23 protein-coding genes and 1 riboswitch are annotated in these 25,635 nt (G+C 70.6%); of the genes, 16 read left to right on the top strand and 7 right to left on the bottom strand.

Going from position 1 to position 25,635, the window contains the following annotated elements; all coding sequences use genetic code 11:
* Window positions 1-220 precede the first annotated feature (220 nt).
* From ACZ3IC_RS22310 to ACZ3IC_RS22300, 3 genes are all read left to right on the top strand, one after another.
* Entirely contained in the window at window positions 221-1,603 is a 1,383-nt protein-coding gene (locus ACZ3IC_RS22310) for a M16 family metallopeptidase (protein ID WP_467418444.1), read from the top strand.
* A 26-nt stretch (window positions 1,604-1,629) separates the two neighbouring features.
* Window positions 1,630-3,012, top strand: coding sequence for a M16 family metallopeptidase (locus ACZ3IC_RS22305; RefSeq protein WP_467418569.1), 1,383 nt, complete (start codon window positions 1,630-1,632; stop codon window positions 3,010-3,012).
* 370 nt (window positions 3,013-3,382) lie between these two features.
* Window positions 3,383-3,549, top strand: a riboswitch (cyclic di-AMP (ydaO/yuaA leader).
* 13 nt (window positions 3,550-3,562) lie between these two features.
* Complete coding sequence (locus ACZ3IC_RS22300; RefSeq protein ID WP_467418443.1) at window positions 3,563-4,381, top strand: M23 family metallopeptidase; 819 nt, start codon at window positions 3,563-3,565, stop codon at window positions 4,379-4,381.
* A 221-nt stretch (window positions 4,382-4,602) separates the two neighbouring features.
* On the opposite strand, the gene ACZ3IC_RS22295 is transcribed toward ACZ3IC_RS22300, so the two are convergent.
* Window positions 4,603-4,884: an HPr family phosphocarrier protein gene (locus ACZ3IC_RS22295; RefSeq protein WP_467418441.1), complete on the bottom strand. Its 282-nt coding sequence runs from the start codon at window positions 4,882-4,884 to the stop codon at window positions 4,603-4,605.
* 173 nt (window positions 4,885-5,057) lie between these two features.
* Here ACZ3IC_RS22295 and ACZ3IC_RS22290 point away from each other — a divergent pair, with 173 nt between their 5' ends.
* The 5 genes from ACZ3IC_RS22290 (at window position 5,058) to ACZ3IC_RS22270 (ending at window position 11,592) form a co-directional block, all read left to right on the top strand.
* Complete coding sequence (locus ACZ3IC_RS22290) at window positions 5,058-8,048, top strand: bifunctional acetate--CoA ligase family protein/GNAT family N-acetyltransferase (protein WP_467418440.1); 2,991 nt, start codon at window positions 5,058-5,060, stop codon at window positions 8,046-8,048.
* A 127-nt stretch (window positions 8,049-8,175) separates the two neighbouring features.
* Window positions 8,176-8,772, top strand: a complete 597-nt coding sequence (locus tag ACZ3IC_RS22285; protein WP_361448202.1) for a DUF5998 family protein — start codon at window positions 8,176-8,178, stop codon at window positions 8,770-8,772.
* Window positions 8,772-9,959 carry an alkaline phosphatase family protein gene (locus ACZ3IC_RS22280; protein WP_467418437.1) on the top strand — a complete coding sequence of 396 codons (1,188 nt, stop codon included), beginning with the start codon at window positions 8,772-8,774 and terminating at the stop codon, window positions 9,957-9,959. The genes ACZ3IC_RS22285 and ACZ3IC_RS22280 overlap by 1 nt, the downstream gene beginning before the upstream one ends.
* Window positions 9,960-10,018: 59 nt before the next feature.
* Window positions 10,019-10,669: a thymidine kinase gene (locus ACZ3IC_RS22275; protein WP_467418436.1), complete on the top strand. Its 651-nt coding sequence runs from the start codon at window positions 10,019-10,021 to the stop codon at window positions 10,667-10,669.
* Between the two features lie 44 nt (window positions 10,670-10,713).
* Window positions 10,714-11,592 carry a PaaX family transcriptional regulator gene (locus ACZ3IC_RS22270; protein WP_467418434.1) on the top strand — a complete coding sequence of 293 codons (879 nt, stop codon included), beginning with the start codon at window positions 10,714-10,716 and terminating at the stop codon, window positions 11,590-11,592.
* Between the two features lie 20 nt (window positions 11,593-11,612).
* On the opposite strand, the gene ACZ3IC_RS22265 is transcribed toward ACZ3IC_RS22270, so the two are convergent.
* Complete coding sequence (locus ACZ3IC_RS22265; RefSeq protein WP_467418433.1) at window positions 11,613-12,389, bottom strand: VOC family protein; 777 nt, start codon at window positions 12,387-12,389, stop codon at window positions 11,613-11,615.
* A 232-nt stretch (window positions 12,390-12,621) separates the two neighbouring features.
* Between ACZ3IC_RS22265 and ACZ3IC_RS22260 the strand changes: the two genes are divergently transcribed.
* Window positions 12,622-13,449: a sulfurtransferase gene (locus ACZ3IC_RS22260; RefSeq protein WP_467418432.1), complete on the top strand. Its 828-nt coding sequence runs from the start codon at window positions 12,622-12,624 to the stop codon at window positions 13,447-13,449.
* 137 nt (window positions 13,450-13,586) lie between these two features.
* Here the strand turns inward: ACZ3IC_RS22260 and sepH are convergent, their stop codons facing one another.
* Window positions 13,587-14,654: a septation protein SepH gene (gene sepH / locus ACZ3IC_RS22255; protein WP_467418430.1), complete on the bottom strand. Its 1,068-nt coding sequence runs from the start codon at window positions 14,652-14,654 to the stop codon at window positions 13,587-13,589.
* A gap of 497 nt (window positions 14,655-15,151) precedes the next feature.
* On the opposite strand from sepH, the gene ACZ3IC_RS22250 reads away from it, so the two are divergent.
* On the top strand, window positions 15,152-16,198 hold the full coding sequence (locus ACZ3IC_RS22250) for a hypothetical protein (RefSeq protein WP_467418428.1): 1,047 nt from the start codon (window positions 15,152-15,154) through the stop codon (window positions 16,196-16,198).
* Between the two features lie 13 nt (window positions 16,199-16,211).
* On the opposite strand, the gene ACZ3IC_RS22245 is transcribed toward ACZ3IC_RS22250, so the two are convergent.
* Together ACZ3IC_RS22245 and ACZ3IC_RS22240 are read right to left on the bottom strand one after the other, a co-directional pair.
* Window positions 16,212-17,534, bottom strand: coding sequence for a D-arabinono-1,4-lactone oxidase (locus ACZ3IC_RS22245; RefSeq protein ID WP_467418426.1), 1,323 nt, complete (start codon window positions 17,532-17,534; stop codon window positions 16,212-16,214).
* Complete coding sequence (locus tag ACZ3IC_RS22240; protein WP_467418424.1) at window positions 17,491-18,735, bottom strand: MFS transporter; 1,245 nt, start codon at window positions 18,733-18,735, stop codon at window positions 17,491-17,493. Before ACZ3IC_RS22240 ends, ACZ3IC_RS22245 begins: the two co-directional genes overlap by 44 nt.
* A gap of 152 nt (window positions 18,736-18,887) precedes the next feature.
* Between ACZ3IC_RS22240 and ACZ3IC_RS22235 the strand changes: the two genes are divergently transcribed.
* Together ACZ3IC_RS22235 and ACZ3IC_RS22230 are read left to right on the top strand one after the other, a co-directional pair.
* Entirely contained in the window at window positions 18,888-20,015 is a 1,128-nt protein-coding gene (locus ACZ3IC_RS22235) for a ferrochelatase (protein WP_467418567.1), read from the top strand.
* 35 nt (window positions 20,016-20,050) lie between these two features.
* Window positions 20,051-20,869, top strand: coding sequence for an inositol monophosphatase family protein (locus ACZ3IC_RS22230; RefSeq protein WP_467418423.1), 819 nt, complete (start codon window positions 20,051-20,053; stop codon window positions 20,867-20,869).
* Window positions 20,870-20,954: 85 nt separating this feature from the next.
* On the opposite strand, the gene fliE is transcribed toward ACZ3IC_RS22230, so the two are convergent.
* Entirely contained in the window at window positions 20,955-21,128 is a 174-nt protein-coding gene (fliE, locus tag ACZ3IC_RS22225; RefSeq protein ID WP_176740391.1) for a flagellar hook-basal body complex protein FliE, read from the bottom strand.
* A 376-nt stretch (window positions 21,129-21,504) separates the two neighbouring features.
* On the opposite strand from fliE, the gene ACZ3IC_RS22220 reads away from it, so the two are divergent.
* From ACZ3IC_RS22220 to ACZ3IC_RS22205, 4 genes are all read left to right on the top strand, one after another.
* Window positions 21,505-22,158, top strand: a complete 654-nt coding sequence (locus ACZ3IC_RS22220) for a response regulator transcription factor (protein ID WP_467418421.1) — start codon at window positions 21,505-21,507, stop codon at window positions 22,156-22,158.
* Window positions 22,159-22,164: 6 nt separating this feature from the next.
* A complete protein-coding gene (locus ACZ3IC_RS22215; protein ID WP_467418419.1) occupies window positions 22,165-23,394 on the top strand; it encodes a sensor histidine kinase in 1,230 nt (409 codons plus the stop codon).
* 404 nt (window positions 23,395-23,798) lie between these two features.
* Window positions 23,799-24,095 (top strand): DUF4193 domain-containing protein, encoded by a 297-nt coding sequence (locus tag ACZ3IC_RS22210; protein ID WP_003965732.1) that lies wholly within the window; start codon window positions 23,799-23,801, stop codon window positions 24,093-24,095.
* 12 nt (window positions 24,096-24,107) lie between these two features.
* Window positions 24,108-25,064, top strand: a complete 957-nt coding sequence (locus ACZ3IC_RS22205; protein ID WP_467418417.1) for a hypothetical protein — start codon at window positions 24,108-24,110, stop codon at window positions 25,062-25,064.
* A gap of 96 nt (window positions 25,065-25,160) precedes the next feature.
* Here the strand turns inward: ACZ3IC_RS22205 and ACZ3IC_RS22200 are convergent, their stop codons facing one another.
* Entirely contained in the window at window positions 25,161-25,616 is a 456-nt protein-coding gene (locus tag ACZ3IC_RS22200) for a DUF3093 domain-containing protein (RefSeq protein ID WP_467418416.1), read from the bottom strand.
* Window positions 25,617-25,635 lie beyond the last annotated feature (19 nt).

The following is a 25,635-nucleotide window of genomic DNA, read 5'->3' as shown; positions in this document are numbered from 1 at the left end:
CGCCGACCATTGTGGACCGCCGCGCTGACATCGCCGACCTCGACCCGTCCCAAGAGCTGATCCCGACCGCTGCCGAGGTGGTTTCACGGCCCCTCCCGCGGGGGATGCGCCCCTCTTTCACGCGAACTTCCGCGGTATGGGAACTTCGGCAGGTGTCTGTGCGCTTGCTTAAAGTGGCAGGTCTCGCAGGAAATCCAGTATCGCGATCGAAGGGACGTACATGCCCATGGGTCACACGGCCACAGCCCAGGCCGGCTCCGGCGGCTTGACAGCGACCGAGTACCGTCTGGCCAATGGCCTGCGCGTGGTGCTCTCCGAGGACCATCTGACCCCGGTCGCCGCGGTCTGCCTCTGGTACGACGTCGGCTCGCGCCATGAGGTCAAGGGACGCACCGGTCTGGCTCACCTCTTCGAGCACCTGATGTTCCAGGGCTCCGGCCAGGTCAAGGGGAACGGACACTTCGAGCTGGTGCAGGGGGCCGGTGGTTCGCTCAACGGGACCACCAGCTTCGAGCGCACCAACTACTTCGAGACCATGCCCACGCACCAGCTGGAGCTGGCCCTCTGGCTCGAGGCGGACCGGATGGGCTCGCTGCTCGCCGCGCTCGACGAGGAGTCCATGGAGAATCAGCGCGACGTCGTCAAGAACGAGCGTCGCCAGCGCTACGACAACGTCCCCTACGGCACGGCGTTCGAGAAACTGACGGCACTGGCCTACCCCGAGGGCCACCCGTACCACCACACACCGATCGGTTCGATGGCCGACCTGGACGCCGCGACCCTCGAGGACGCGCGCAGCTTCTTCCGTACGTACTACGCTCCCAACAACGCGGTGCTCTCGGTCGTCGGTGACATCGACCCCGAGCAGACGCTCGCCTGGATCGAGAAGTACTTCGGCTCCATCCCGTCCCACGACGGCAAGCAGCCGCCGCGCGACGGCACGCTCCCCGAGATCATCGGCGAGCAGCTGCGCGAAGAGGTGCACGAGGAGGTCCCGGCGCGGGCGCTGATGGCCGCCTACCGGCTGCCGCACGACGGCACCCGTGAGTGCGACGCGGCAGACCTCGCGCTGACCGTGCTCGGCGGCGGCGAGTCGTCGCGGCTGCACAACCGGCTGGTCCGCCGTGACCGGACGGCTGTGGCGGCCGGGTTCGGGCTGCTGCGGCTGGCCGGTGCGCCCTCGCTCGGCTGGCTGGACGTCAAGACGTCCGGCGGCGTCGAGGTGCCGCAGATCGAGGCCGCGGTCGATGAGGAGCTCGCCCGGTTCGCCGCCGAGGGCCCCACGCCCGAGGAAATGGAGCGTGCGCAGGCCCAGTTGGAGCGCGAATGGCTGGACCGGCTCGGTACGGTCGCGGGCCGCGCCGACGAACTCTGCCGGTTCACCGTGCTGTTCGGCGACCCGCAGCTCGCCCTGACCGCCGTGCAGCGGGTGCTCGATGTCACCGCGGAAGAGGTCCAGGCGGTCGCCAAGGCCCAGCTGCGCCCCGACAACCGGGCGGTGCTGGTCTACGAGCCGGTCGAATCGGCCGAGCCCGCGGACGCAGCGGACACCGATGAGACCGACGCCGAAGAGACCGACGCGCACGAAGGAGCGGACAAGTGACCGACGCTGCCGCGACTGGAGTTTCCATGCAGTACCACCCGCAGCCGGCCCCCGGCGTCGCCCGCCCCTGGGCCTTTCCCGCGCCGGAGCGTGGCGCCCTGCCCAACGGCCTCACGGTGCTGCGCTGTCACCGCCCCGGCCAGCAGGTGGTGGCGGTCGAGATCTTCCTCGACGCCCCGCTGGACGCAGAGCCCGAGGGGCTCGACGGTGTGGCCACGATCATGTCGCGGGCGCTGTCCGAGGGCACCGACAAGCACACCGCCGAGGAGTTTGCCGCCGAGCTGGAGCGCTGCGGCGCCACCCTCGACGCGCACGCCGACCACCCCGGCGTCCGGGTCTCCCTGGAGGTCCCGGCCTCCCGGCTGGCGAAGGCACTCGCACTGGTCGCCGAGGCCCTGCGGGCGCCCGCCTTCGCCGACAGCGAGATCGAACGGCTGGTACGCAACCGGCTCGACGAGATTCCGCACGAGCAGGCCAACCCGGCCCGGCGCGCCGCCAAGCAGCTCTCCAAGGAGCTCTTCCCGGCCACGGCGCGGATGTCGCGCCCACGCCAGGGCACCGAGGAGACGGTGGAGCGGATCGACTCGGCAGCCGTGCGCGCCTTCTTCGATGCCCACATCCGGCCGTCCACGGCGACCGCCGTGGTCGTCGGTGACCTCACCGGCATCGACCTGGACGCCCTGCTCGCCGACACCATCGGCGACTGGTCCGGGGACACCACCGAGCCCCGCCCCGCCCCGCCGATCACCGCGGACGACACCGGCCGCGTGGTGATCGTCGATCGTCAGGGCGCGGTGCAGACGCAGTTGCTGATCGGCCGGATCGGCGCCGACCGTCACGACAGCGTGTGGCCGGCCCAGGTGCTCGGCACCTACTGCCTGGGCGGCACGCTCACCTCCCGGCTGGACCGTGTGCTGCGCGAGGAGAAGGGCTACACCTACGGCGTACGGGCCTTCGCCCAGGTGCTGCGGTCGTCGGCCCCGGATTCCGCCTCGGGGGCGACCGGTGCCGCAATGCTCGCCATCAGCGGATCGGTGGACACGGAGTCCACCGGACCGGCGCTGAAGGACCTGTGGACTGTCCTTCGGACCCTCGCGGCCGAGGGGCTGACCGATGAAGAGCGCGAGACGGCCGTGCAGAACCTCGTGGGTGTCGCACCGCTGAAGTTCGAGACGGCGGCCTCCGTCGCGGGCACCCTCGCCGACCAGGTCGAGCAGCACCTCCCGGACGACTACCAGGCACAGCTGTACGCCCGGCTCGCGGAGACCGGCACGGTCGAGGCGACCGCAGCGGTGGTCAACGCCTTCCCGGACGACCGGCTGGTCACGGTCCTCGTCGGTGACGCGGCACAGATCGAGGAGCCGGTCCGGGCGCTGGGCATCGGAGAGGTGTCGGTGGTCGCCGGCTGACGGGCGCACCCGTCGTGGACGACGGACGACCGTCCGGCCCGACGCGGGCGACGGCGGACCGACCGACTCGACGCGGGCGACGGCGGACCTGTCCCGTGTGACAGTGCACAGGTCGACTGGCACGGTCGACCGAGCGCCCCCGCCGACCGGTCCATTGGCCCGTCATATGCCCGCATAACGGGACAAAAGGGAAAACCCTTGTGAGCTAGATCTCGCAGGGGTCTTCCCTTTTGTCCGTTTTAGAGGGGAGGTTGCCTGTCTGCCCTGTGGGATGCGCTACAAAACGGCCTGTCCGTTTGGTGAATGAATGTGCTCCCGCTTAGCGTCGGCTCGGCTGCCTGTCACTCGTATGCCGCAACCGCGACGTACCGGGCAGCCATCGCCGAGTCCCCGTCAGGCGCGAGCCTGGGGAGCCGGGGACCCACGCAGTCCCTGGGGTGAATCGGATGTCTGAGCCTCGATGAGGCCGGGGTGTCCGTAGGAGACCTTCCTGCTCCGAACCCGTCAGCTAACCCGGTAGGCGAGAAGGAAGGAAAGGACCAGCCACTTCATGGCGTTCACCCGTGCCACCGGGAAGCATCGTGCCGCGAGCCGACTGACGCGCAGGAGCGCGAAGATCGCCGGCGTCGCGGCTCTGGCCACCACCGGCGTCATCGGCGGCATGGCCTCACCGGCCCTCGCCGCGGGCGCCGAGGCCCCCTCTGTCGTCGAGACCGGTCTGAGTCAGGTCATGGCTATCGACGGTGCGCTCGCCGACCAGATCGCCGCCCAGGCCGACGACCAGAAGCACCAGGCCGATGTCGCGGCGAAGGCGAAGGCGAAGGCGGAGGCCAAGAAGAAGGCCGAAGCCAAGAAGAAGGCAGAGGCCAAGGCCGAAGCGGAGCGCGCGGCCGAAGCGCGCGCCGAGGAGGCACGTGCGGAGAAGGCGCGTGCCGCCCGGTCCGCCGAGCGCGCCCGCCTGAACTCCTTCCAGCTCCCGGTCGCCGGTTCGTACGTCACCACCGGCTACAAGTCCGGCGGCTCGCTCTGGTCCTCCGGCAGCCACTCGGGCGTCGACTTCCAGGCCGCGTCCGGCAGCTCCGTCGTCGCCGTCGGCGCCGGTACGGTCGTGGAGGCCGGCTGGGGCGGCGCGTACGGCAACAACATCGTGCTCCGGATGGCGGACGGCACGTACACGCAGTACGGCCACCTCTCCTCGATCGGCGTCTCCGTCGGGCAGAGCGTCGGTGCGGGCCAGCAGATCGGCCTCTCCGGCTCCACCGGCAACTCCACCGGGCCGCACCTCCACTTCGAGGCCCGGACCACGCCGTCGTACGGCTCCGACATGGACCCCGTCGCGTACCTGCGCGCCCACGGCGTCAGTGTCTGATCGACGCTCCACCCGCAGTACCGCTTCGAAGGCCCCGGCACACGCCGGGGCCTTCGCCGTGTCCGGCCTCCGTGTCCGCCCGGCGTCCCACCCGCAGTACCTGCCCGCCGAACCGCCTTGCGGCCAAAAGATATTCATGAATTTCCACCCGTCCCGGATGGGGAAAGCGAAAGAGCCGCGGCCCCGAATCAGGGTGCCGCGGCTCTTTCGCAGAAAATGGTTCAGACGGTCTCCGGAAGCTCGTCGAGCCCTTCGGCGACCAGCTTTGCCAGACGGTCCAGGGCGGCTTCGGAGTCGTCGGCCTCGGATGCGAGGACAATCTCCTCGCCACCGTGCGCGCCGAGACCGAGCACCGCGAGCATGGAGGCGGCGTTCACCGGGTTGCCATCGGCCTTGGAGATCGTCACGGGGACGCCGGAAGCCGTGGCGGCACGGACGAAGATGGAAGCGGGGCGGGCGTGCAGGCCCTCGGCCCAACCGACCTTGACGCGGCGCTCAGCCATGGTTCTGCCCTTCACGAATCAATGGTTGTCTAGACCAGTCTCTCATGCAGTGCGCGATGCTCCGGCCGACCCGCGAGACGGCCCGCAACCCGTGCTGTACCGCCGATCGGCCCCCTCAGACTGACCCGGCCCCAAGACCTACGCGACCGCTGGCGGAGTCGTAGTCTTTGCCCATGCAGTCCTCGCCGGAGCAGAGTCCGCATCACGCGTACCCCGACCACTGGGAAGCGGACGTGGTTCTCCGTGACGGAGGAACCGCGCGGATCAGGCCCATCACCACGGACGACGCCGAACGACTGGTCAGCTTCTACGAGCAGGTCTCCGACGAGTCGAAGTACTACCGCTTCTTCGCGCCGTACCCGCGTCTGTCCGACAGGGACGTGCACCGCTTCACCCATCACGACTACGTCGACCGGGTGGGGCTCGCGGTCACCATCGGCGGCGAGTTCATCGCGACCGTCCGCTACGACCGGATCGACGAGCGGGGCAGGCCCGCCTCCGCGCCCGCCGACGAGGCCGAAGTCGCCTTCCTCGTGCAGGACGCGCATCAGGGCCGGGGCGTGGCCTCGGCACTCCTCGAACACATCGCGGCCGTCGCCCGCGAACGCGGCATCCGCCGCTTCGCGGCAGAGGTGCTGCCCGCCAACCACAAGATGATCAAGGTGTTCCGGGACGCCGGGTACACCCAGCAGCGCAGCTTCGAGGACGGCTCCGTCCACCTCACCCTGGACCTCGAACCGACCGCCGAGTCCCTGGCCGTCCAGCGCGGCCGTGAGCAGCGGGCCGAGGCGCGCTCCGTGCAACGGCTGCTCGCCCCCGGATCCGTCGCCGTCATCGGGGCGGGCCGCACCCCCGGAGGGGTCGGCCGCACGGTTCTGCGCAACCTCCTCGGCGCCGGCTTCACCGGTCGTACGTATGCCGTGAACCGTGCCTTCGCCGCCAACCAGGGCACGATCGACGGTGTCCCCGCCCACCGTTCCATCGGCGAGATCGGAGAACCGGTCGACCTCGCGGTCGTCGCCGTTCCCGCCGACCGGGTTCCGGAGGCCGTCGCCGACTGCGGAGAGCACGGTGTCCAGGGCCTGGTCGTCCTCTCCGCCGGATACGCCGAGTGGGGCGCCGAGGGCAGGGAACGGCAGCGTGAACTGGTTCGCCAGGCCCGCGCGTACGGGATGCGGATCATCGGCCCGAACGCCTTCGGCCTCATCAACAACGCCGAAGCCGTGCGGCTGAACGCCTCCCTCGCCCCCGAGCCGCCCGCCCCCGGACGCATCGGCCTGTTCACCCAGTCCGGAGCGATCGGCATCGCGCTGCTCTCCGGGCTCTACCGGCGCGGCGCCGGCCTCTCCACCTTCATCTCCGCGGGCAACCGCGCCGACATCTCGGGCAACGACTTCCTGCAGTACTGGTACGAGGACCCGGACACCGATGTCGCCCTGCTGTACCTCGAATCGCTCGGCAACCCGCGCAAGTTCACCCGTCTCGCACGGCGCACCGCGGCCGTGAAGCCGGTGGTCGTGGTGAAGGGCGCCCGGCACAGCGGCTCCACCCCGCCCGGCCACGCGGTGCCGGTCAGCCGGATCCCGGACGCGACGGTCTCCGCGCTCATGCGGCAGGCGGGTGTGATCCGTGTCGACACGGTGACGGAGATGGTCGACGCGGGTCTCCTCCTCGCCGACCAGCCCCTCCCGGCGGGCCCGCGGGTCGCGATCCTCGGCAACTCCGAGTCGCTCGGCCTGCTCACGTACGACGCCTGCCTGACCGAGGGGCTGCGCCCGCGCCCGCCCCGCGACCTGACCACCGCCGCCACCCCGCAGGACTTCCGGGACGCCCTGGCCGAGGCCCTCGCCGACGAGGGCTGCGACTCGGTCGTCGTGACGGCGATCCCGTGGGTGGGCGAGAACGGCGAGGCGGAACCGGGTGACGGAGAGGTGCTGGCCACCGCGCTGCACGCGGCTGCGGCCGCCGGTCCCGCCAAGCCGGTGGCGGTCGTTCATGTGGAGATCGGCGGGCTGGCGGAGGCCCTCGCCGCGGCCACCAGCACGATCGCGCAGTCGCGCCCTTCGACGCAGCCCCCCGGACCCACGACGTCCCCGCGCACCGGAGCCGCGGCCACTACCGGCCCCGACCCGACGCCCGCCTCCTCGGCATCCGCCACCGCCCCCGCACCCGGCACCGCCCCGCGAACCGACAGTCGCGCAGGCACCGCCGCCACGGGCGCGAGCAGCAACGATGCCGCCGCCCCCGGCGCGGACAGCAAGGACGGCCCTCGCCCCAGCACCCGCATCGGCCGGATCCCCGCCTACCCCGCTGCCGAGCGGGCCGTGCGCGCCCTGGCCGAAGCGGTGAGATACGCACAGTGGCGCCGACAGGCCGCCGTGCCCGGCAAGGTGCCCGAGTTCCTCGACGACACCATCGACGAGCCGGGCGCCGCCGAGCTGATCGACGCCCTCCTCGGCCCCGACCCCGACCCGCGGGGCAGGCCGCTCGCGCACGACGAGGCGCGCGAACTCCTGGGCCGCTACGGCATCACCGTACGACCGACGCTTCCCGCCCCTGACCTGGAAGCCGCTGTCGCCGCGGCGGCGCGGCTCGGCTACCCAGTAGCGCTCAAGACCACCGCGCCCCATCTGCGCCACCGCGCCGATCTCGGCGGTGTCCGGCTGGACCTCGCCAACGAGAGCGCGTTGCGCCGGGCGTACGGCGAACTGACCGACCTGCTCGGCAAGCCCGCCGAACTCCAGCCCGTCGTCCAGGCCATGGCGCCGCGCGGCGTCGACACCGTCGTACGGGCCACGATCGACCCGGCGGCGGGCGCCGTCCTCTCCTTCGGTCTCGCGGGTGCGCCCTCCGAACTCCTCGGCGACACCGCCCACCGCCTCGTTCCGGCCACCGACCGCGACGCGGCCGAGCTGATCCGGTCCATCCGGGCGGCCCCGGTACTCTTCGGCTGGCGCGGCGCGGCGCCTGTGGACACCGCGGCACTCGAAGAGCTGCTGCTGCGGGTGTCCCGGCTGGTCGACGACCATCCCGAAGTGGTCTCCGTCGCCCTGGAACCGGTTGTGGTCGCCACTCAGGGGCTGACCGTTCTCGGCGCGAGCGTCCGGCTCTCGCCGCCCCCGGCCCGTACCGACCTCGGCCCCCGCCGCCTCCCCAACTACTGACCGGAACGGCCCCGCTCCGTCCCCGGCCGCCGGACGGGCGCGAAAGCGTGTCCCTTCACATCCGGGCCCGGTCCGCCCTGCCGCACAACGTCCTCGGCAGTCATTGGTCCCCCGTAGGATGGTGCTCATGGCTAAGACCGGTACGACGACCCAGGGGCTGCGCACGGCGATCGAGCGCAGCGGCTACTACCCGGCCCTCGTGGCCGAGGCGGTGGAGGCCGCCGTGGGCGGTGAGCCGGTCGCTTCGTACCTGGTGCACCAGGAGACCACCTTCGACTCCAACGAGGTGCGCCGTCACGTCACGGTCCTGGTCCTGACGGACAACCGCTTCATCGTCAGCCACACCGACGAGCAGAACGCGGACACCAGCTCTCCGACGCCGTATGCCACCACCTCCACGGAGTCGGTCAAGCTCGACCGGATCTCGTCGGTCGTGGTCAGCCGCGTGGTGGCCAACCCCGAGAAGTATGTACCGGGCACGCTGCCCCGCGAGGTCGTCCTCACCATCGGCTGGGGCGCAGTCTCCCGCATCGACCTGGAGCCGGCCGCCTGTGGCGACCCCAACTGCGAGGCCGACCATGGCTACACCGGCAGCTCCACCGCCGACGACCTGAGCCTCAGGGTCAGCGAGGCCGGTGACGGCCCGGACACCGTGCGCCAGACGCTCGCCTTCGCCCAGTCGCTCTCCGAGGCCACGGCCGCGACCGCGGCGACCGGCCGCTGATGGCCCAGCCGGCCTGGCAGGACCCCGTTCTGCTCCCCGTCGACACCGCCCCCGTCCCGGAGTACGGCAGCGGCTCGCTCGCCGATCTGCTGCCCACGCTCGTCGCGGGACAGGGTGTACCCGGCTTCACCGCGGGGATCCCCGAACTCACCCCCGCCGACCGGAACTGCGTGTTCCTGATCGACGGCCTCGGCTGGGAGCAGATCAAGGCCCACCCGGACGAGGCACCGTTTCTGTACTCCTTGCTCCCCACCTCGCGCGGCGGCACCGGCCGTCCGATCACGGCGGGCTTCCCGGCCACCACCGCGACCTCACTGGCCTCGGTCGGTACCGGACTTCCGCCGGGGGAGCACGGCCTTCCCGGCTACACCGCGCGCAACCCGGAGACCGGCGAGCTGATGAACCAGCTCCGCTGGCAGCCCTGGACCTCTCCCAAGGCCTGGCAGCCGTACCCCACCGTCTTCGAGCTTGCCGACGCCGCGGGTGTGCGTACCGCCCAGGTGTCCGCACCCGCCTTCGAGCAGACCCCGCTCACCAAGATCGCGCTCAGCGGGGGTTCGTTCCTCGGCCGGTTGTCCGGCGAGGAGCGGATGGACGTCGCCGCCGAACGGCTCGCCGCGGGTGACCGGTCGCTCGTCTACACGTACTACAGCGAGGTCGACAGCAAAGGACACCGCTTCGGCGTCGACTCCGATGCCTGGCGCGGACAGCTGATGTACGTGGACGGCCTGGCCCGGCGCCTGGCCGAACAGCTCCCGCCCCGCTCGGCGCTGTACATCACCGCCGACCACGGCATGATCGACATCCCCTTCGACGAGCAGTCCCGGATCGACTTCGACGAGGACTGGGAGCTGCGCGCAGGCGTCGCCATGCTCGGTGGCGAGGGCCGGGCTCGACATGTGTACGCCGTCCCGGGGGCCGAGAACGATGTGCTGACCGTCTGGCGGGAAGTGCTCGGCGAACAGTTCTGGGTGGCGAGCCGGGACGAGGCGGTCGCGGCCGGCTGGTTCGGCCCGAAGATCGACGAACGCGTCCACGGCAGGATCGGCGACGTCGTCGCGGCAGCCCACGACGACGTGGTGATCACCGCTTCGGTCAATGAGCCGCACGAGTCCGCGATGGTCGGCATGCATGGCTCGATGACCCCCGTCGAGCAGCTCGTCCCGCTGCTCGAAGTACGCTCGTAACCGCTCTTTCCCCACCGTCCTGCCCCGCTTCGCCCCGCCCGAAAGGTGCTCAGCCCCTCATGCCCGAGCTTGTGTTCTTCTCCGGAACGATGGACTGCGGAAAGAGCACGCTGGCGCTGCAGATCGGCCACAACCGTTCGGCACGTGGCCTGCAAGGGGTGATCTTCACCCGCGACGACCGGGCGGGGGAGGGCAAGCTCTCCTCACGTCTGGGGCTGGTCACCGAGGCCGTGGAAGCCGATGAGGGCATGGATCTGTACGCGCACCTCGTCGACCGCATAAGCCGGGGCGGCCGGGCGGACTACGTGATCGTGGATGAGGCGCAGTTCCTGGCCCCCGTACAGATCGACCAGCTCGCCCGTATTGTCGACGACCTCGGCATGGACGTCTTCGCGTTCGGCATCACCACCGACTTCCGGACCAAGCTGTTCCCCGGATCCCAGCGGCTGATCGAGCTGGCCGACCGGGTGGAGACCCTCCAGGTCGAAGCGCTCTGCTGGTGCGGTGCACGGGCCACGCACAACGCCCGTACGGTCGGCGGCGAGATGGTCGTCGAAGGCGCCCAGGTGGTCGTGGGAGACGTCAACCAACAGGCGGGCGAGGTCGGTTACGAGGTGCTGTGCCGGCGGCACCACCAGCGCAGGACGACCGGCGCGAGCGCCCGCGCGGGCTCGCTCTCGCCGGACGTGCTGCCCGTAACCTCTGCCTGAACCGGCCCGGTTCGGCGTCCCGCGCGGATGCTTAGGATGACGCTGTGAACACGGTGAGCGGAGAAGAGGCCGAGTCCGAATCGGGCCCGCTGGGCAAAGTGCAGCCGCGGCAGCTGATCGTGACGGTCTACGGGCTGTACGCACGCGACACCGGCGGCTGGATGTCCGTGGCCTCGCTGATCCAACTGCTCGCCGACCTCGGCGTCGAAGGGCCGACCGTACGGTCCTCGGTCTCCCGGCTGAAGCGCGCCGGGCTGCTCGAAGCCCAAACGGTGTCGGGGGCGGCCGGATACCGGATCTCACCCGAGACCGAACGGATTCTGCGCGACGGCGATCCGCGCATCTTCGCGGCCCGGAGGGCCACCGTGGAGGAGGGCTGGGTGCTGGTCGTCTTCTCCGTGCCCGAGTCCGAACGCGCCAAGCGGCACACCCTGCGCACCCAGCTGACCCGGCTCGGTTTCGGTTCCGTGTCCGCCGGGGTGTGGATCGCACCGGGACATGTGCACGACGAGGCGGAGGACATGCTGGCCCGGCACGGGCTGCGCTCGTACGCCGACCTCTTCCGGGCCGACTATCTGTCGGTGGGCGAAGGCGAGGGCGGGGGCGGGGATCTTCCCGCGAAGGTGCGCTCCTGGTGGGACACCGTCGGGCTGCAGCAGCTGTACGTCGAGTTCCTCGCGGTGCACCGTCCGGTGGCCGAGCGCATCGCGAGCGGAAGTCCGGTGACGGACCGCGAGGCGTTCACGACGTACATCAGGGTCCTCACCGACTGGCGCCGGCTCGTCTATCTCGACCCCGGTGTCGCGCGTGAGCTGCTGCCGGTCGAATGGAGCGGAACCGAGGCGTCCGAGCTCTTCGACGAGATGCACGCCCGGCTGGCCGACCCCGCCCATCGGCATGTCGACCGGGTCCGGGCCGGCTGATCCCCCCGCAGCCCAACGGATCAGGGAGCGGCCGACCGTACGATCGTGAACACCGCGCCCTCCGGGTCCGCCACGGTTGCCACCCGGCCGCTCGACCCCTCCCGGGGCGGCTGCAGAATGTATCCGCCGAGCTCCACCACGCGCCGGGCGGCCTCATCGGCGTCGGTGACCTCGAAGTACGTCATCCAGTGCGGGCCCCGGTCGCGCGGCAGGGCATGGCCGACGCCGTGCAGCGAGGCCACCGGACGGCCGTGCAGATGCAGGGTCTGGTAGTCGAAGTCGGCCGAGACGACCGCCTCCGCCTCGTAGCCGAAGACCGTCTGGTAGAACTTGCAGACCGTCGAGGTCTCGCGGGTCAACAGCTCGTTCCAGACCGGGGTGCCGTGGGCTCCCGCGAGCGCCGTACCGATGTGCGCGGCGGCCTGCCAGATTCCGAAGACCGCGCCGCTGGGGTCGGAGGCGATGGCCATCCGGCCCGCCTCGCCCGCGTCGAGCGGTCCGACGGCGACCGTGCCGCCGCAGGAGCGGATCACCTCCGCCGTGACATCGGCGTTGTCGGTGGCCAGATAGGTCGTCCAGGCGACCGGCAGATGGCGGTCGGGCGGCAGCTGTCCGAGGCCTGCGACCACTTTCCCGTCGATCAGCGCGCGGACGTACGGACCCAACTGGTCCGGGCCCGGCACGAACTCCCAGCCGAACAGATCGGCGTAGAAGTCCTCGGTCGCGCTCAGGTCGTGCACAATCAGACTCACCCAGCAAGGTGTTCCGGGTGTGCGCCGGGCGGCAGCCTCGGTCATCGTCACTCTCTCCTCGGACCATCGTGGTGGCCGTACGGGGGAACGGGGCCGGTGTGCCGTCACGCGGTACAGGATGTGTACGCCCCGTGCAGATGCTTGCACCACCCGGCACCCGATGCGCCTCGGCCGCGCCGCATTTTCCGGGATCTCGACAGAGGGTGACCGAATTTATGTGGTACGTCCGTTTCGAAGGTGTTCCGGGTGGGGCGGCTCCTGCGCGAGGATGGCACCCATGAAGCCCATCATCACCGCATCCAATTACATGAGCGAGTCGGCGGGGCCACGTCCGCCGGTGCTCCTGGACGTACGTTGGCAGCTGGGTGGCCCGCACGGCCGCCCCGACTACGACGCCGGGCACATCCCCGGTGCGGTCTTTGTCGATCTGGATGCGGAACTCGCCGGTCCGGCAGGCAGCGGCGGCCGTCATCCGCTGCCCGATCCGGAGGAATTCGGTGCGGTGATGCGCCGTGCCGGGGTCTCCCGGGACACTCCCGTGGTCGTCTACGACGGCGGCCAGGGCTGGGCGGCGGCGCGCGCCTGGTGGCTGCTGCGCTGGACGGGGCACCAGGACGTCCGGGTCCTGGACGGCGGTCTCGCGGCCTGGGTGGGCGAGCTCCGGACGGAGACCCCGACCCCTGCCGAGGGCGACTTCCGGCCCGTTCCCGGCGCACTGCCGCTGCTGGATGCGGACGGTGCGGCGGCACTGGCCCGCTCGGGTCTGCTGCTCGACGCGCGGGCCGCTGAGCGTTACCGGGGTGATGTGGAGCCGATCGACCGGGTGGGCGGCCATATCCCGGGTGCCGTCTCGGCCCCGACCTCGGAGAACGCGGGGGACGACGGCCGGTTCCTGCCCGCGGAATCGCTGGCGGCCCGTTTCAAGGAGCTCGGCGCCGACCAGGCGCCGGAGGTCGGCGTCTACTGCGGCTCCGGGGTCTCCGGCGCCCATGAGGTGCTGGCCCTGGCCGTAGCCGGGATTCCCGCGGCGCTGTACGCGGGCTCCTGGTCCGAGTGGTCCGGTGACGAGTCCCGTCCGGTCGCCACGGGTCCCGACCCCCAGTGACGGAGCCGGTGCAGGCCCGGGCAGCCGGAACCGCCGTGCCGGAGGGTTCCGTAACCAGCCGGCCATAGGGACGCACACGGCGCGAGGGCCCGTACGCAACGGCGTACGGGCCCTCGTCATGCTGCAGTCACCCCGGCTCAGTCCTGCTTCTTGCGGCGCGTACCGAAGACGATCTCGTCCCAGCTCGGCACCGCCGCCCGGCGGCCCGGTCGGACGCCGTCCGCCTCTGCCTGGCGATCCGTCGTCCCGGTCAGCCGGTCGCGATGACCGGCGACCGCTCGCGGCATCAGCACATCCGCATAGGCGGAACCGGCGCCGGCGGAGGCTGTCGCGGCCGGTGGCTCGTCGGCCTCCGGCTCCTGCGCGGCGGGCTCGATGGCGGGCGGCTCGGGCGGTGCGGACCGCTCCGGCACCACCATGTCGCCGCGGAAGCTCGGCACCGCCTCCAGCAGGCTGGTCAGCGAATCGCGCTCACCGGCCGAGATTCCCCCGATGTGCTCCTCCGGCTCGGGCGCGGGGGCCGGGGCCGAGGGGCGCTCCATCTGGCGGTCCAGGGCACGGTCCAGCGGCCGGTCGCGCGGCAGCCGGGCGATCCGCGGCACGAACGGGAAGCTCGGCTCGGGCGCGGCGACGTCATCGGTCTCGCCGATCAGCGAACGCGCCTCGTCGTCCACGGCCTGGACCAGCCGGCGTGGCGGGTCGTACGTCCAGCTCGCCGAGTGCGGCTCACCCGCGACCCGGTAGACCAGCAGGACCTCCCAGGTGCCGTCGTCACGGCGCCAGGAGTCCCACTGGACGGTCTCCTTGTCAGCGCCGCGCAGCAGTAGCCGCTCCTGCACCGCCTCGCCGAGCTGGGGGCCGGTGTTCTCGCCGGGACGGCGCACCGGAGTCTTCCGGGCGCGCTCGGCCATGAAGGCGCGCTCCGCGAGCACGGGGCCCTCGAAGCGGCGGACACGGTCGACGGGAATCCCGGCGAATTGGGCGACCTCCTCCGCGGAGGCACCGGCCCGTATCCGGGCCTGGATGTCGCGGGGGCGGAGATGGCTCTCCACCTCGATCTCGATCTGGCCGAGCCGCGCGCGGTCGTTGCGCACGGCGGCTCGCAGCCGCTCGTCGATCGGAAGCGTGTATTCCGTGCTGTCCGCAGCCTTGAGCACCAGTCGTGTGCCGTCGTTGGAGACGGCCACGACACGCAGTTCGGGCATGGGGACCTCCCGGGTGGTGCCTGCCGACGTCACGTGCGTCGCTGCTTCCGCTAGTCGAGTGTGGCCTGCCCGGGTGCAGCCTGCCACAACATTGCCGTGTTGCCCGGCGTGTCGGGCGTGAACCCTTGATCGCCGGTATGACACGGTGACCCATTGTGCTACATGAAGCGATCGATGGTCACTTCGTGTAGCCAGTCCCCGTGCGATGCCGTGGCGCCGCCGGATCGAGTGCCTCCTTCGGCCCCCTCCCGAAGATCCTGGACACCCACGTGGGAGTCCGGCCCCAGGGCTCGCCACAGTACTCCATTCGGGCCATGCGGGTGGACCGCCGCGCCGCCGAAGTTCTCGTGAAGTGCGGGAGTTGAGCCACCCAGCCGGGTGCGGGATGCCCCTCACACGTGTCCCTCTTCACAGAATCACCCGAAGTGGAACTATTCACTTCGCTTAATTGTCCCTTCCTGTTGCATGGTGGGAGAGGTGTCAATCAAGGGCTGGGAATGGTGCAGAAGCCAGAAAACGACAGAGAACCCGAAGAAAGGCGTATAGATCTGAGCGTGCCGCAGGTGGCGGGCAGCGCCGTGGCATCAGTCGCAGCAGCGGTGGCGGCCTCCCAACTGGGCGTGTACGGAACGATCCTCGGCGCCGGAGTGATGAGCGTCGTCGCCACGTGCGGCGGTTCGGTCTTCCAGCACTTCTTCCGCCGTACGGGGGAACAGATCCGCGAGGTCACGGTCCAGGTGAAGAACCCGGGCCGGGACGCGACCGCGCCTACGCGTGGGGCGGGCGATGCGGGCGCGACGCAGGGGGAGCGACGACCACCCGCCGGAACCCCTGACGGAGCCACGGACGGAGCCACGGACGCCACCACGGCGATGCCCGCCGTGGACGCCACGACCGTGCTGCGCAGGACGGACGATGCCACGACCGTGCTGCGCGACGTGGCGGACGATCGGGACCGTACGCAACTGCTGCGGCAGCTCGACGGGACCCAGCCGCTCACCACGGGCGGCCCGGACGCGGACGAGGAGTTCTCCGACGCCACCACCCACGGCACTCGTATCCGCGGCTGGAAGCGGTCGGCGCTGGGAGCGGTCGTGGTCTTTGTCGTCGCGATGGGCGGGATCACCGTGTTCGAGCTGATCTCCGGCAACGACCTGAGCGGTGGCCAGGGAACGACCGTCGGCTCCGTCGTGCGCGGCGGGGAGCCGGACTCCGGGTCGAACGACCCGGCACCGTCGACCAGCACCGACCCCGACCAGGGCCAAACCCCGGACCAGGAGAGCGGTGCGACGCCCGGTACGGACTCGCAGGGTGGGCAGAGCCCGAACCCGGACTCCGGTCAGGGCGACCGTTCCTCGGCCGACCCGATTCCCAGCCCCACGGCGCCCGACAACACCGGTGGACAGACGACTCCGTCTCCGCCCGCGTCCTCCCCGGCTGTGCCCGGCGACGGCGGCACCGCCGACCCGAACCCCCCCACGGGTGAGGGCGACACCGGGGTACAGGGCGACAGCACCACCACAGGCTCGGACACCGGGCAGTGACCGGACGCGCCGCTCAGTCGCCCAGCACCCGGCGCAGATAGTCGTTGCCGAAGAGCCGGTCCGGGTCCAGCCGGTTTCGGACGGCGGTGAACTCGCCGAACCGCGGGTACACCCCGGCGAGGTACTCGGCGTCGCGGGTGTTGACCTTTCCCCAGTGCGGGCGGCCGGCGTGGGCGGTCATGATCCGCTCGACCGCCGTGAAGTACGCCTGGTAGGGCGTGCCCTTGTACAGGTGGACGGCGATGTACGCGCTCTCCCGGCCCGAGGCCGTGGAGAGCGCGATGTCGTCCGCGGGGGCGGTACGGACCTCCACCGGGAAGCTGATCCGGAGCGGCGAACGCTCGACCATCGCCCTGACTTCGCGCAGCGCCTCCACGGCGGCCTCACGCGGCAGCGCGTACTCCATCTCCACGAAGCGGACCCGGCGCGGGCTGGTGAAGACCTCGTACGGGATGTCGGTGTACGTACGGGCAGACAGGGCGCGACTGGATAGCTTGGCGATCGACGGAATGGCGGCGGGGACCGCCCGGCCGAGCGAACAGGCCACCTGGAAGATCCCGTTGGAGAGGAGTTCGTCCTCGATCCAGCCGCTGACCTTTCCGGGCGGGGCGGCGGGGCCCGCGCTGCGGTTGTTGCGCTTGGTGTTGCAGTTGCCGGTGTGCGGGAACCAGTAGAACTCGAAGTGCTCGTTCTCGGCCACCAGCTCGTCGAAGTCGGCCGTGACCCGGTCGAAGCTCATCGGCTCCTCACGGGCCGTCAGCAGGAAGACAGGTTCCACGGCGAAGGTGATCGCCGTGACGACGCCCAGGGCGCCGAGCCCGATCCGGGCGACGGCGAAGATGTCGGCGTTCTCCTTCTCCGAACAGGTCAGCACCGTCCCGTCGGCCGTGACCAGTTCGAGGGCGCGGATCTGTGCGGATATGGACGCCGAGTCCCGGCCGGTGCCATGGGTGCCGGTCGAGGTGGCGCCGGCGACCGTCTGCTCCATGATGTCGCCCATGTTGGTGAGCGACAGGCCTTCCCGTGCCAGGGCGGTGTTCAGCCGCTTCAGCGGGGTGCCGGCCTCGACGGTCACCGTCATCGCCCTGCGGTCGATCTTCCGGATGCCGGTGAGCAGATCCGGACGGATCAGCACGCCGTCGGTGGCCGCCGTCGCCGTGAAGGAATGCCCGGTGCCGACCGGCTTCACCCTCAGCCCGTCCTCGGACGCCAGTCGCAGCACCTCGGCGAGCTCCGCCACGGAGGCGGGGGACACGGCCCGTACCGGATGGGCGCTGACGTTCCCCGCCCAGTTACGCCACGCACTCGTCGTCGTCCGTGCGTCGGTGTCGGTCATCCCCGCGCCCTTCCGTAGGAACCGGCCCGCCAAGCCGGCGATATCCCAGGAGCGCCACCGCGGCCGCGAGCGCTCCCGCGACGGCGGGCACCGCGTACCCCGCCTCGGCTCCCGACGCGTCGACCATCCAGCCGGCGGCCGACGAGCCGAGCGCCACACCGACGGCGAGCCCGGTGCTGGTCCAGGTCATGCCCTCGGTCAGTTCTGTGCGCGGTACGTGCTGTTCGACGAGGGCCATGGTGGTGACCATCGTCGGTGCGATGGCGAGGCCTGCGACAAAGAGCGCCACGGCCAGAGACGGAAGGTTCCCGGCCAGTTGGAGGGGGATCATACTCACGGCCATCGCGCACACACCCACCAGCCACCGGGTGGACGGGCTGCCCTTGAGGTGCAGCAGGCCGAAGACCGCACCGGCCAGGCAGGACCCCAGCGCGTACACGGCCAGCACGAGGCTTGCCGCGGCCTTGTGGCCCTGCTCCTCGGCGAAGGCCACCGTCACCACGTCGACCGCCCCGAAGATCGCACCGGTCGCCACGAACGTCACCACGAGTACCTGGAGGCCCCGGGAGCGCAGCGCGGAGCCGCCGGTGTGCTGCTCGCGCGGATGGGGCACCGGCTCGGTGGCGCGCTGCGCGGTCAGCCAGAAGACACCGACGAGGAGGAACCCGGCCGCGAGGAGCGGCCCGGCCTCCGGGAACCAGGCGGTGGACAGACCGATCGAGATGATCGGCCCGAAGATGAAGCACACCTCGTCGACGATCGACTCCCACGAGTACGCGGTGTGCAGCTGCTGCGGCGAACCGCGGTAGATCTCCGCCCAGCGGGCCCGGGTCATCGAACCCACGCTGGGGACGCAGCCGGCGCCCGCAGCGAAGACGAACAGCGTCCAGTCCGGCAGCCGCTGCTGCGCGCAGATCAGGAGACCGGCCACCGCCGCCAGTGCGACGAGGGTGACCGGCCGCAGGACGCGGCGCTGCCCGTGCCGGTCGACGAGCCGGGAGATCTGCGGCCCGAGCACCGCCGCCGACATCGCCAGCGTCGCGGAGAGCGCGCCCGCGAGCCCGTAACGGCCCGTGAGCTGGGAAACCATCGTCACCACACCGATGCCCATCATGGACAGCGGCATCCGGCCGAGGAATCCGGCCGACGAAAACCCCTTGGTGCCGGGGGCGGCGAATATCGCGCGGTAGGGACTGGGCAAGGAAGGCTCCGGAACAGCGTGATCGCACGCGCCTGTAATGCGTGAAGGTGGCCGATACAGCTTACGGTCGGGGTGGTCCGCCCGACACGGGGGTGGCCGGGGAGCCGATGTCGGTGGGAGCGCTGTCGGAGGCGGGTGGCAGGATCGATGCCATGTCCGATCTGCGCGATCCCGCTCCCTATGACGCCCTGCTGCTGCTCTCCTTCGGTGGCCCCGAAGGCCCGGACGACGTGGTCCCGTTCCTGGCGAACGTGACCCGTGGCCGTGGCATCCCCGAGGAGCGGCTGAAGGAAGTCGGCAAGCACTACTTCCTGTTCGGCGGCGTCAGCCCGATCAACGCCCAGAACAGAGCCCTGCTGGACGCCTTGCGCAAGGACTTCGCGGAGCACGGACTCGATCTTCCGGTGTACTGGGGCAACCGCAACTGGGCGCCGTACCTCACCGACACCCTGCGGGAGATGACCGCGGACGGACACCGCCGCATCGCCGTCCTCGCCACCAGCGCCTACGCCTCCTACTCCGGCTGTCGGCAGTACCGCGAGAACCTTGCCGCGTCACTGGCCGCCCTGGAGGCCGAGGGGCTGCCGGTGCCGCGTGTGGACAAGCTCCGGCACTACTTCAACCATCCCGGGTTCGTACGGCCCATGGTGGACGGCGTCCTCGCCTCCCTGGCCGACCTTCCCGAGGACGTACGGGCCGGGGCGCACCTCGCCTTCACCACGCACTCCATCCCCACCTCCGCCGCCGACACCTCCGGCCCCGTGGAGGCGCACGGCGACGGCGGCGCCTATGTCGCCGAGCACCTGGACGTCGCCCGGCTGATCGTGGAGGCGGTGCGTGAGGAGACCGGCGTCGAGTACCCCTGGCAGCTCGTCTACCAGTCGCGCAGCGGCGCCCCGCACATCCCGTGGCTGGAGCCCGATGTCTGCGACCACTTGGAGACGCTGCACGGCGAGGGCGTCCCCGCCGTGGTGATGGCCCCCATCGGCTTCGTCTCGGACCACATGGAAGTGCTGTACGACCTCGACACGGAGGCCACCGCGAAGGCCGCCGAGCTCGGACTTCCGGTGCGCAGGTCCGCGACGGTGGGCGCCGACCCGCGGTTCGCCGCGGCCGTGCGCGAACTGGTGCTGGAGCGCGGCGCCACCGAGCGGGGGCGTGGCGCGCAGCGGTGCGCACTGGGCGCGCTCGGTCCGAGCCATGACCTCTGCCCGGTCGGTTGCTGCCCGGCCCGGACCCTCAAGCCCGCCGCCGCGGGCGCCGACAGCCCGTACGCGTAAGAGCCCCTGTCCACGCCTGGAGTCCCTGGAGCGCCGTGACCGACCCGAACCTGTCCGAACTGCTCGACCTCGCCCTGGAGGCCGCCCGCCGCGCCGGTGCGCTGCTGCGCGACGGCCGCCCGGCCGAGCTGGGAGTGGCCGCGACCAAGTCCAGCCCGATCGATGTCGTCACCGAGATGGACATCGCCGCCGAGAAACTGATCACCGGCTTCCTCACCGAACGCCGCCCCCAGGACGGCTTCCTCGGCGAGGAAGGGGCCAGCGCGGAGGGCAGCAGCGGTATCCGCTGGGTCATCGACCCGCTCGACGGGACAGTGAACTACCTGTACGGACTGCCGACGTGGGCCGTCTCCATCGCCGCCGAACGGGACGGCGAGCGGGTCGTGGGCGTGGTGGAGGCCCCGATGCGCGGTGAGACGTACCGGGCGGTGCTCGGCGGCGGCGCGTACGCGGAGGGCGGTGCGTACGGCGAAGGCACCGCGCTGCGCTGCCGGCCCGCGCCGCCGCTCGACCAGGCGCTCGTCTCGACCGGCTTCAACTACGTCAGCCACGTCCGCACGCACCAGGCGGACGTGGCACAGAGGCTGATTCCGCGCCTGCGCGACATCCGACGCAGCGGCTCCGCCGCCGTGGACCTGTGCGATGTGGCGTCCGGCCGCCTCGACGGCTACTACGAGCGCGGGCTCCACCCGTGGGACCTGGCGGCCGGTGACCTCATCGCCCGCGAGGCCGGGGCGTACACCGGAGGCCGCCCCGGGCTGCCCGCCGACGGTGACCTGACCGTCGCCGCGACGCCGGGTGTCTTCGAGCCGCTGCAGGCCCTCCTGGAGGAGCTCGGGGCCTGGCACGACTGAGGAACGGTCGACCGGGGCCCTCGGCATGCGAGAAGGGCCCCTGACGCCGGTTACGGACGGCGTCGGGGCCCTTCCCGATGTCGGCTCAGACGCTGGTGGCGCCGATTTCAACGCCGTGCTCGGCGGCGAGACGGTGCAGGTCGTCCAGCTCGCCCTGCTCGACATCCGCGAGGAAGTCGTCGCCCGTCTCCCGAGCTTTCGTGAGGTCGGACTCGGTGGTCTTGATTCGCTGCAGCAGACCTGCGGTGAAAGCGTCCATAGTGCGCCCCCTCATCGTGGGTCGGTGGCACGGGGGTGTGCCCGGGTTTCCCTCCGCACGGAGGCGGTAGGGCGGGTGATCACGCGCTCTCCGGGGACGGAGGGGCCTGTGGCACGCCACATTCAAGGCGTGATCGCGGGTGTGAATGCGTCCTCCCCGGACCAAGGCTCGGAGAAACCTCAACTGGCCCGGAAATCCGGTGAATTCCCCGGAGCCCCAGGTAGGCCAGCGCCGTCTTACCGCCGGTTTATGCGCGTTACGGGCAGGATGGAGCCGCACAGACCAGTCCGATGAGCGGCCCGGATCACGGATCGCGGGCACAGCGGACGTTCTGAAGTTTCCGACATACTAGAAGTTTCTAAGGAAGGACAGCGCCGTGCGCGTACTCGTCGTGGAGGACGAGCAGCTGCTCGCCGATGCGGTGGCCACCGGATTGCGCCGCGAGGCCATGGCCATCGATGTCGTGTACGACGGTGCGGCGGCCCTGGAGCGCATCGAGGTCAACGACTACGACGTCGTGGTGCTGGACCGGGACCTCCCCCTGGTGCACGGCGACGACGTCTGTCGGCGGATCGTCGAGCTGGGCATGCCCACCAGGGTCCTCATGCTCACCGCGTCCGGGGACGTCAGCGACCGCGTGGAGGGGCTGGAACTGGGCGCCGACGACTATCTGCCCAAGCCGTTCGCCTTCAGCGAGCTCACCGCCCGGGTACGGGCGCTGGGCAGGCGTACGACGGTGGCCCTGCCGCCCGTCCTGGAGCGCGCCGGCATCAAGCTCGACCCCAACCGCCGCGAGGTCTTCCGGAACGAGGTCGAGATCCAGCTCGCGCCGAAGGAGTTCGCCGTGCTGGAGGTCCTGATGCGCAGCGAGGGCGCGGTCGTCTCGGCCGAGCAGCTGCTGGAGAAGGCCTGGGACGAGAACACCGACCCGTTCACCAATGTCGTCCGGGTGACCGTCATGACCCTGCGCCGCAAGCTCGGCGAGCCGCCGGTGATTGTCACCGTGCCCGGCTCCGGCTACCGGATCTGACGGCCGATGCCCAGCGTCCCGGCGCCGCCGATGGTGCCCCCGAAGCCCACCTGGGCGCCCAAACAGCAGGAGCCGCCCTACTGGCTGCGCCCGACCATCCGGATACGGCTCACGCTGCTCTACGGCGGCATGTTCCTGATTGCCGGCATCCTGCTGCTGTCGATCATCTACATGCTGGCCGCGCAGGCCCTGGACGTGGGCAGTGAGCTGCCGTTCAAGATCGTCAACGGCCAGGTGACCAGTGAGGTCTGCAACCTGCCCGAGAAGGCGTCACCGGACGCCTTCAACGCGGAGATGAACATCTGTGTCAACCATCAGCGCCAGCAGGCGCTGGACACACTGCTGAACCGGTCGCTGCTGGCCCTGGTCGGCCTCAGCGTCATCGCCTTCGCCTTCGGCTACGCCATGGCGGGCCGGGTGCTCTCCCCGCTGGGCCGGATCACCCGCACCGCACGCCGGGTGGCCGGAACGGATCTGTCCAGCCGGATCGAGCTGGACGGCCCGGACGACGAGCTGAAGGAGCTCGCCGACACCTTCGACGACATGCTCGACCGCCTGGAGCGGGCCTTCACCGCCCAGCAGCGGTTCGTCGGGAACGCGTCGCACGAGTTGCGCACCCCGCTCGCGATCAACCGCACACTGCTGGAGGTTCATCTCTCCGATCCCCAGGCCCCGCCGGAACTGAAGCAGCTCGGCAAGACCCTGCTGGCCACCAACGAGCGCAGTGAGCAACTGGTCGAGGGCCTGTTGCTGCTCGCCCGCAGCGACAACCAGATCGTCGAGCGCAAACCGGTCGACCTCGCCGAGGTGGCCTCGCGCGCGATCGACCAGACGCGCGGCGAGGCCGAGGAGCGCGGCGTGGAGATCCGGGGCGAGCGTGCCCCGGCCGTCGTCCAGGGCAACGGCGTCCTGCTGGAGCGGATCGCGCTGAACCTCGTACAGAACGCCGTGCGCTACAACGTCCCGGAGCGGGGCTGGGTGGAGATCACCACCGAGCTGCGGTCCGGCCAGGCCGTGCTGGTGGTGTCGAACACAGGACCTGTGGTGCCTGCGTACGAGATCGACAACATCTTCGAGCCCTTCAGACGGCTGCGTACGGAGCGAACAGGCAGCGACAAGGGGGTGGGCCTCGGCCTGTCGATCGCGCGGTCCGTGGCGCGTGCTCACGGCGGCCGTATCGTCGCGGAACCCCGCGAGGGGGGTGGTCTCGTGATGCGCGTCTCACTGCCGGTCTGAGAGGCTGGGCGGAGCGATCCGCACAAGAATTAATTTGTTCGCTTTGAGCGGAATTTGCTGGGCCTGCGCCCGGAACAGCCGTGTGTGATCGATCACAGGAGCGAATTTCGGGATGTCAACGCTCCGTGATCAGGGCCTTCACCGGAAAACCCGCAAAAGTCGGGGTTTTCGGGGCCTGATATCACGGGAAGTACACGGGGTGGCGCCCGTGAAGCGCGACACCGGGACCGTGTACGGTCCCCATCGCCACCCAAGTCGATCGCTCCCGAGCGGTCCTTTTGGGTGTCGATTGAGTAACAGACCTTGATGTGAGGCAAAATCTCCGCCTCGGGTCGGGCACAAGTCCGGCCTCTCACGCGTTACGAGCGCTGAGACACCGCAGACACCCAGAGGGGGAGAGCGACATGGCAACGGATTACGACACCCCACGCAAGACCGATGACGACGTCGACCAGGACAGCCTTGAAGAGCTCAAGGCTCGCCGGAGCGACAAGACGGCGTCCGCCGTCGACGTCGACGAGTTCGACGCGGCCGAAGGACTGGAGCTGCCCGGCGCAGACCTGTCCAACGAAGAACTGGCCGTAAGGGTCCTGCCCAAGCAAGCCGACGAGTTCACATGCATGAGCTGCTTCCTCGTGCACCACAGGAGCCAGCTGGCACGCGAGAAGAACGGCCAGCCGATCTGCCGCGACTGCGACTAGGCGGAGCCGACCGTGGCAGGCGACACACCGTTCCGGAAGCGACGCTTGCGGCGTAAGGGGTCGTCGGAGGCGAATCAGGGCGGCACAGGCCCGGCAGAAGGCGTAGCAGCGCCTTCCGAACGGTCCGCCCTGCCACCCTCCCCGGGTGAGCGGGATGACGAGCGGGGCCGGTCGGCCTCGCTCGAAGCAGCCGCGGCAGTCGAAGGAGTCGACACGGCCTATGGGGCCGGACAGGTCGACAGGACGGAGTCCGTGACCGGGGCAGGCCGTCTGAGTTCAGTGAAACGGGGAGTGAGCAAGGGCGGGGAGAGCGCCAAGGCAGCGATCGGTCATATCGCAGACCTGATCATCGAGAACGCTCCCCGCGTCCCTGTGCGCGATCTCGCCACTCTGCGCAAGCAGTTCCCGGGCCTCGGGCCCGAGGAGCTCGCAGACAAGCTCATCGCGGGCGCGACCAGGGGCACCGCCACCGTCGGAGCCGGCATCGGCGCGGCGGCCATGCTGCCCGTACCGCCCGCCATGCTCGCCGAGCTGGCGGCGGAGATCACCGGTGTGGCCGCGATCGAGATGAAGCTCGTCGCCGAGCTGCACGAGGTCTACGGACTGCGCCCGCCGGGCGGGCTCACCCAGCGGTCCACCGCCTACCTCACGTCCTGGACGGAGGAGCGCGGTATCGATGTCACCCACCCCGCGACGGTCAACGCGGCGCTGGGCGGCCAGATGAGACGTGAGCTGCGCCAGCAGATCACGAAGCGCATGGTGCGCAATCTGCCGAATCTGTTCCCGTTCATGGTCGGCGCAGCCGTCGGCGCGATGATGAACCGGCGCGACACCGGAAAGCTTGCCGAGCGGGTCAGGAAGGACCTGCGCAAGCGCCAGATCGCCTGGGACCGGCTGCCGGAGTTGCCTCCGCTGGAGCGGTCGGCGGACCTGCGACGCAAGGATCTGCCGGGCAAGCCGGAGGCATAGGGCATCCCCTGGGGCAATCCACCGCTCAACAGGGCCTGCGGGGCCTGGAGAGGCCCTTGGAGTCCTGCGAGGAGTCCTCCGGACAGGGGCCCGAAGTCAGCCGCGTACCGCGCTGAGTGCCGCAACCAGGGCCTGCGGCTCGCGGGTCGACAGATAGATGTACGGAGTCGGGTCCTGCGGGTCGGTGACCTCCACCCGGACCGCCGTCGGGATGTAGCTGCGCAGCAGCATGAACGCGCGGGTGTCCGCCTTGTACGAACGCCACGCGCGTGCCTCCTCCGCGTCCAGCACCTCGGCCTCGCCGAGCGCCGTCACCGGTATCCGCGCGTCCCCGGCCACCAGGGCGCCCGCGACCACCCGGATCCTGGCCGATCCGTACGAGCTCACCGCGACCGCCGAGAGGGCGGTGCCGCCCGCCAGGCCGGCCAGCAGGGGCAGAATGCCGAGCGGCAGCAGCATCAGGGCGCAGGCGATGCCGATCAGGAAGGCGATGAGCCACCAGGAACGGGGCGCGGTCAGTCGTTCGTCGAAAGGCGGGGCGGAAGGCTGCATGAAGCCAAGCTTGGCACGG

The organism is Streptomyces sp. NPDC002958, assembly GCF_055563255.1.
Note: the sequence above shows the minus strand (reverse complement) of the source record. Positions and strands in the feature narration are given on the sequence as shown.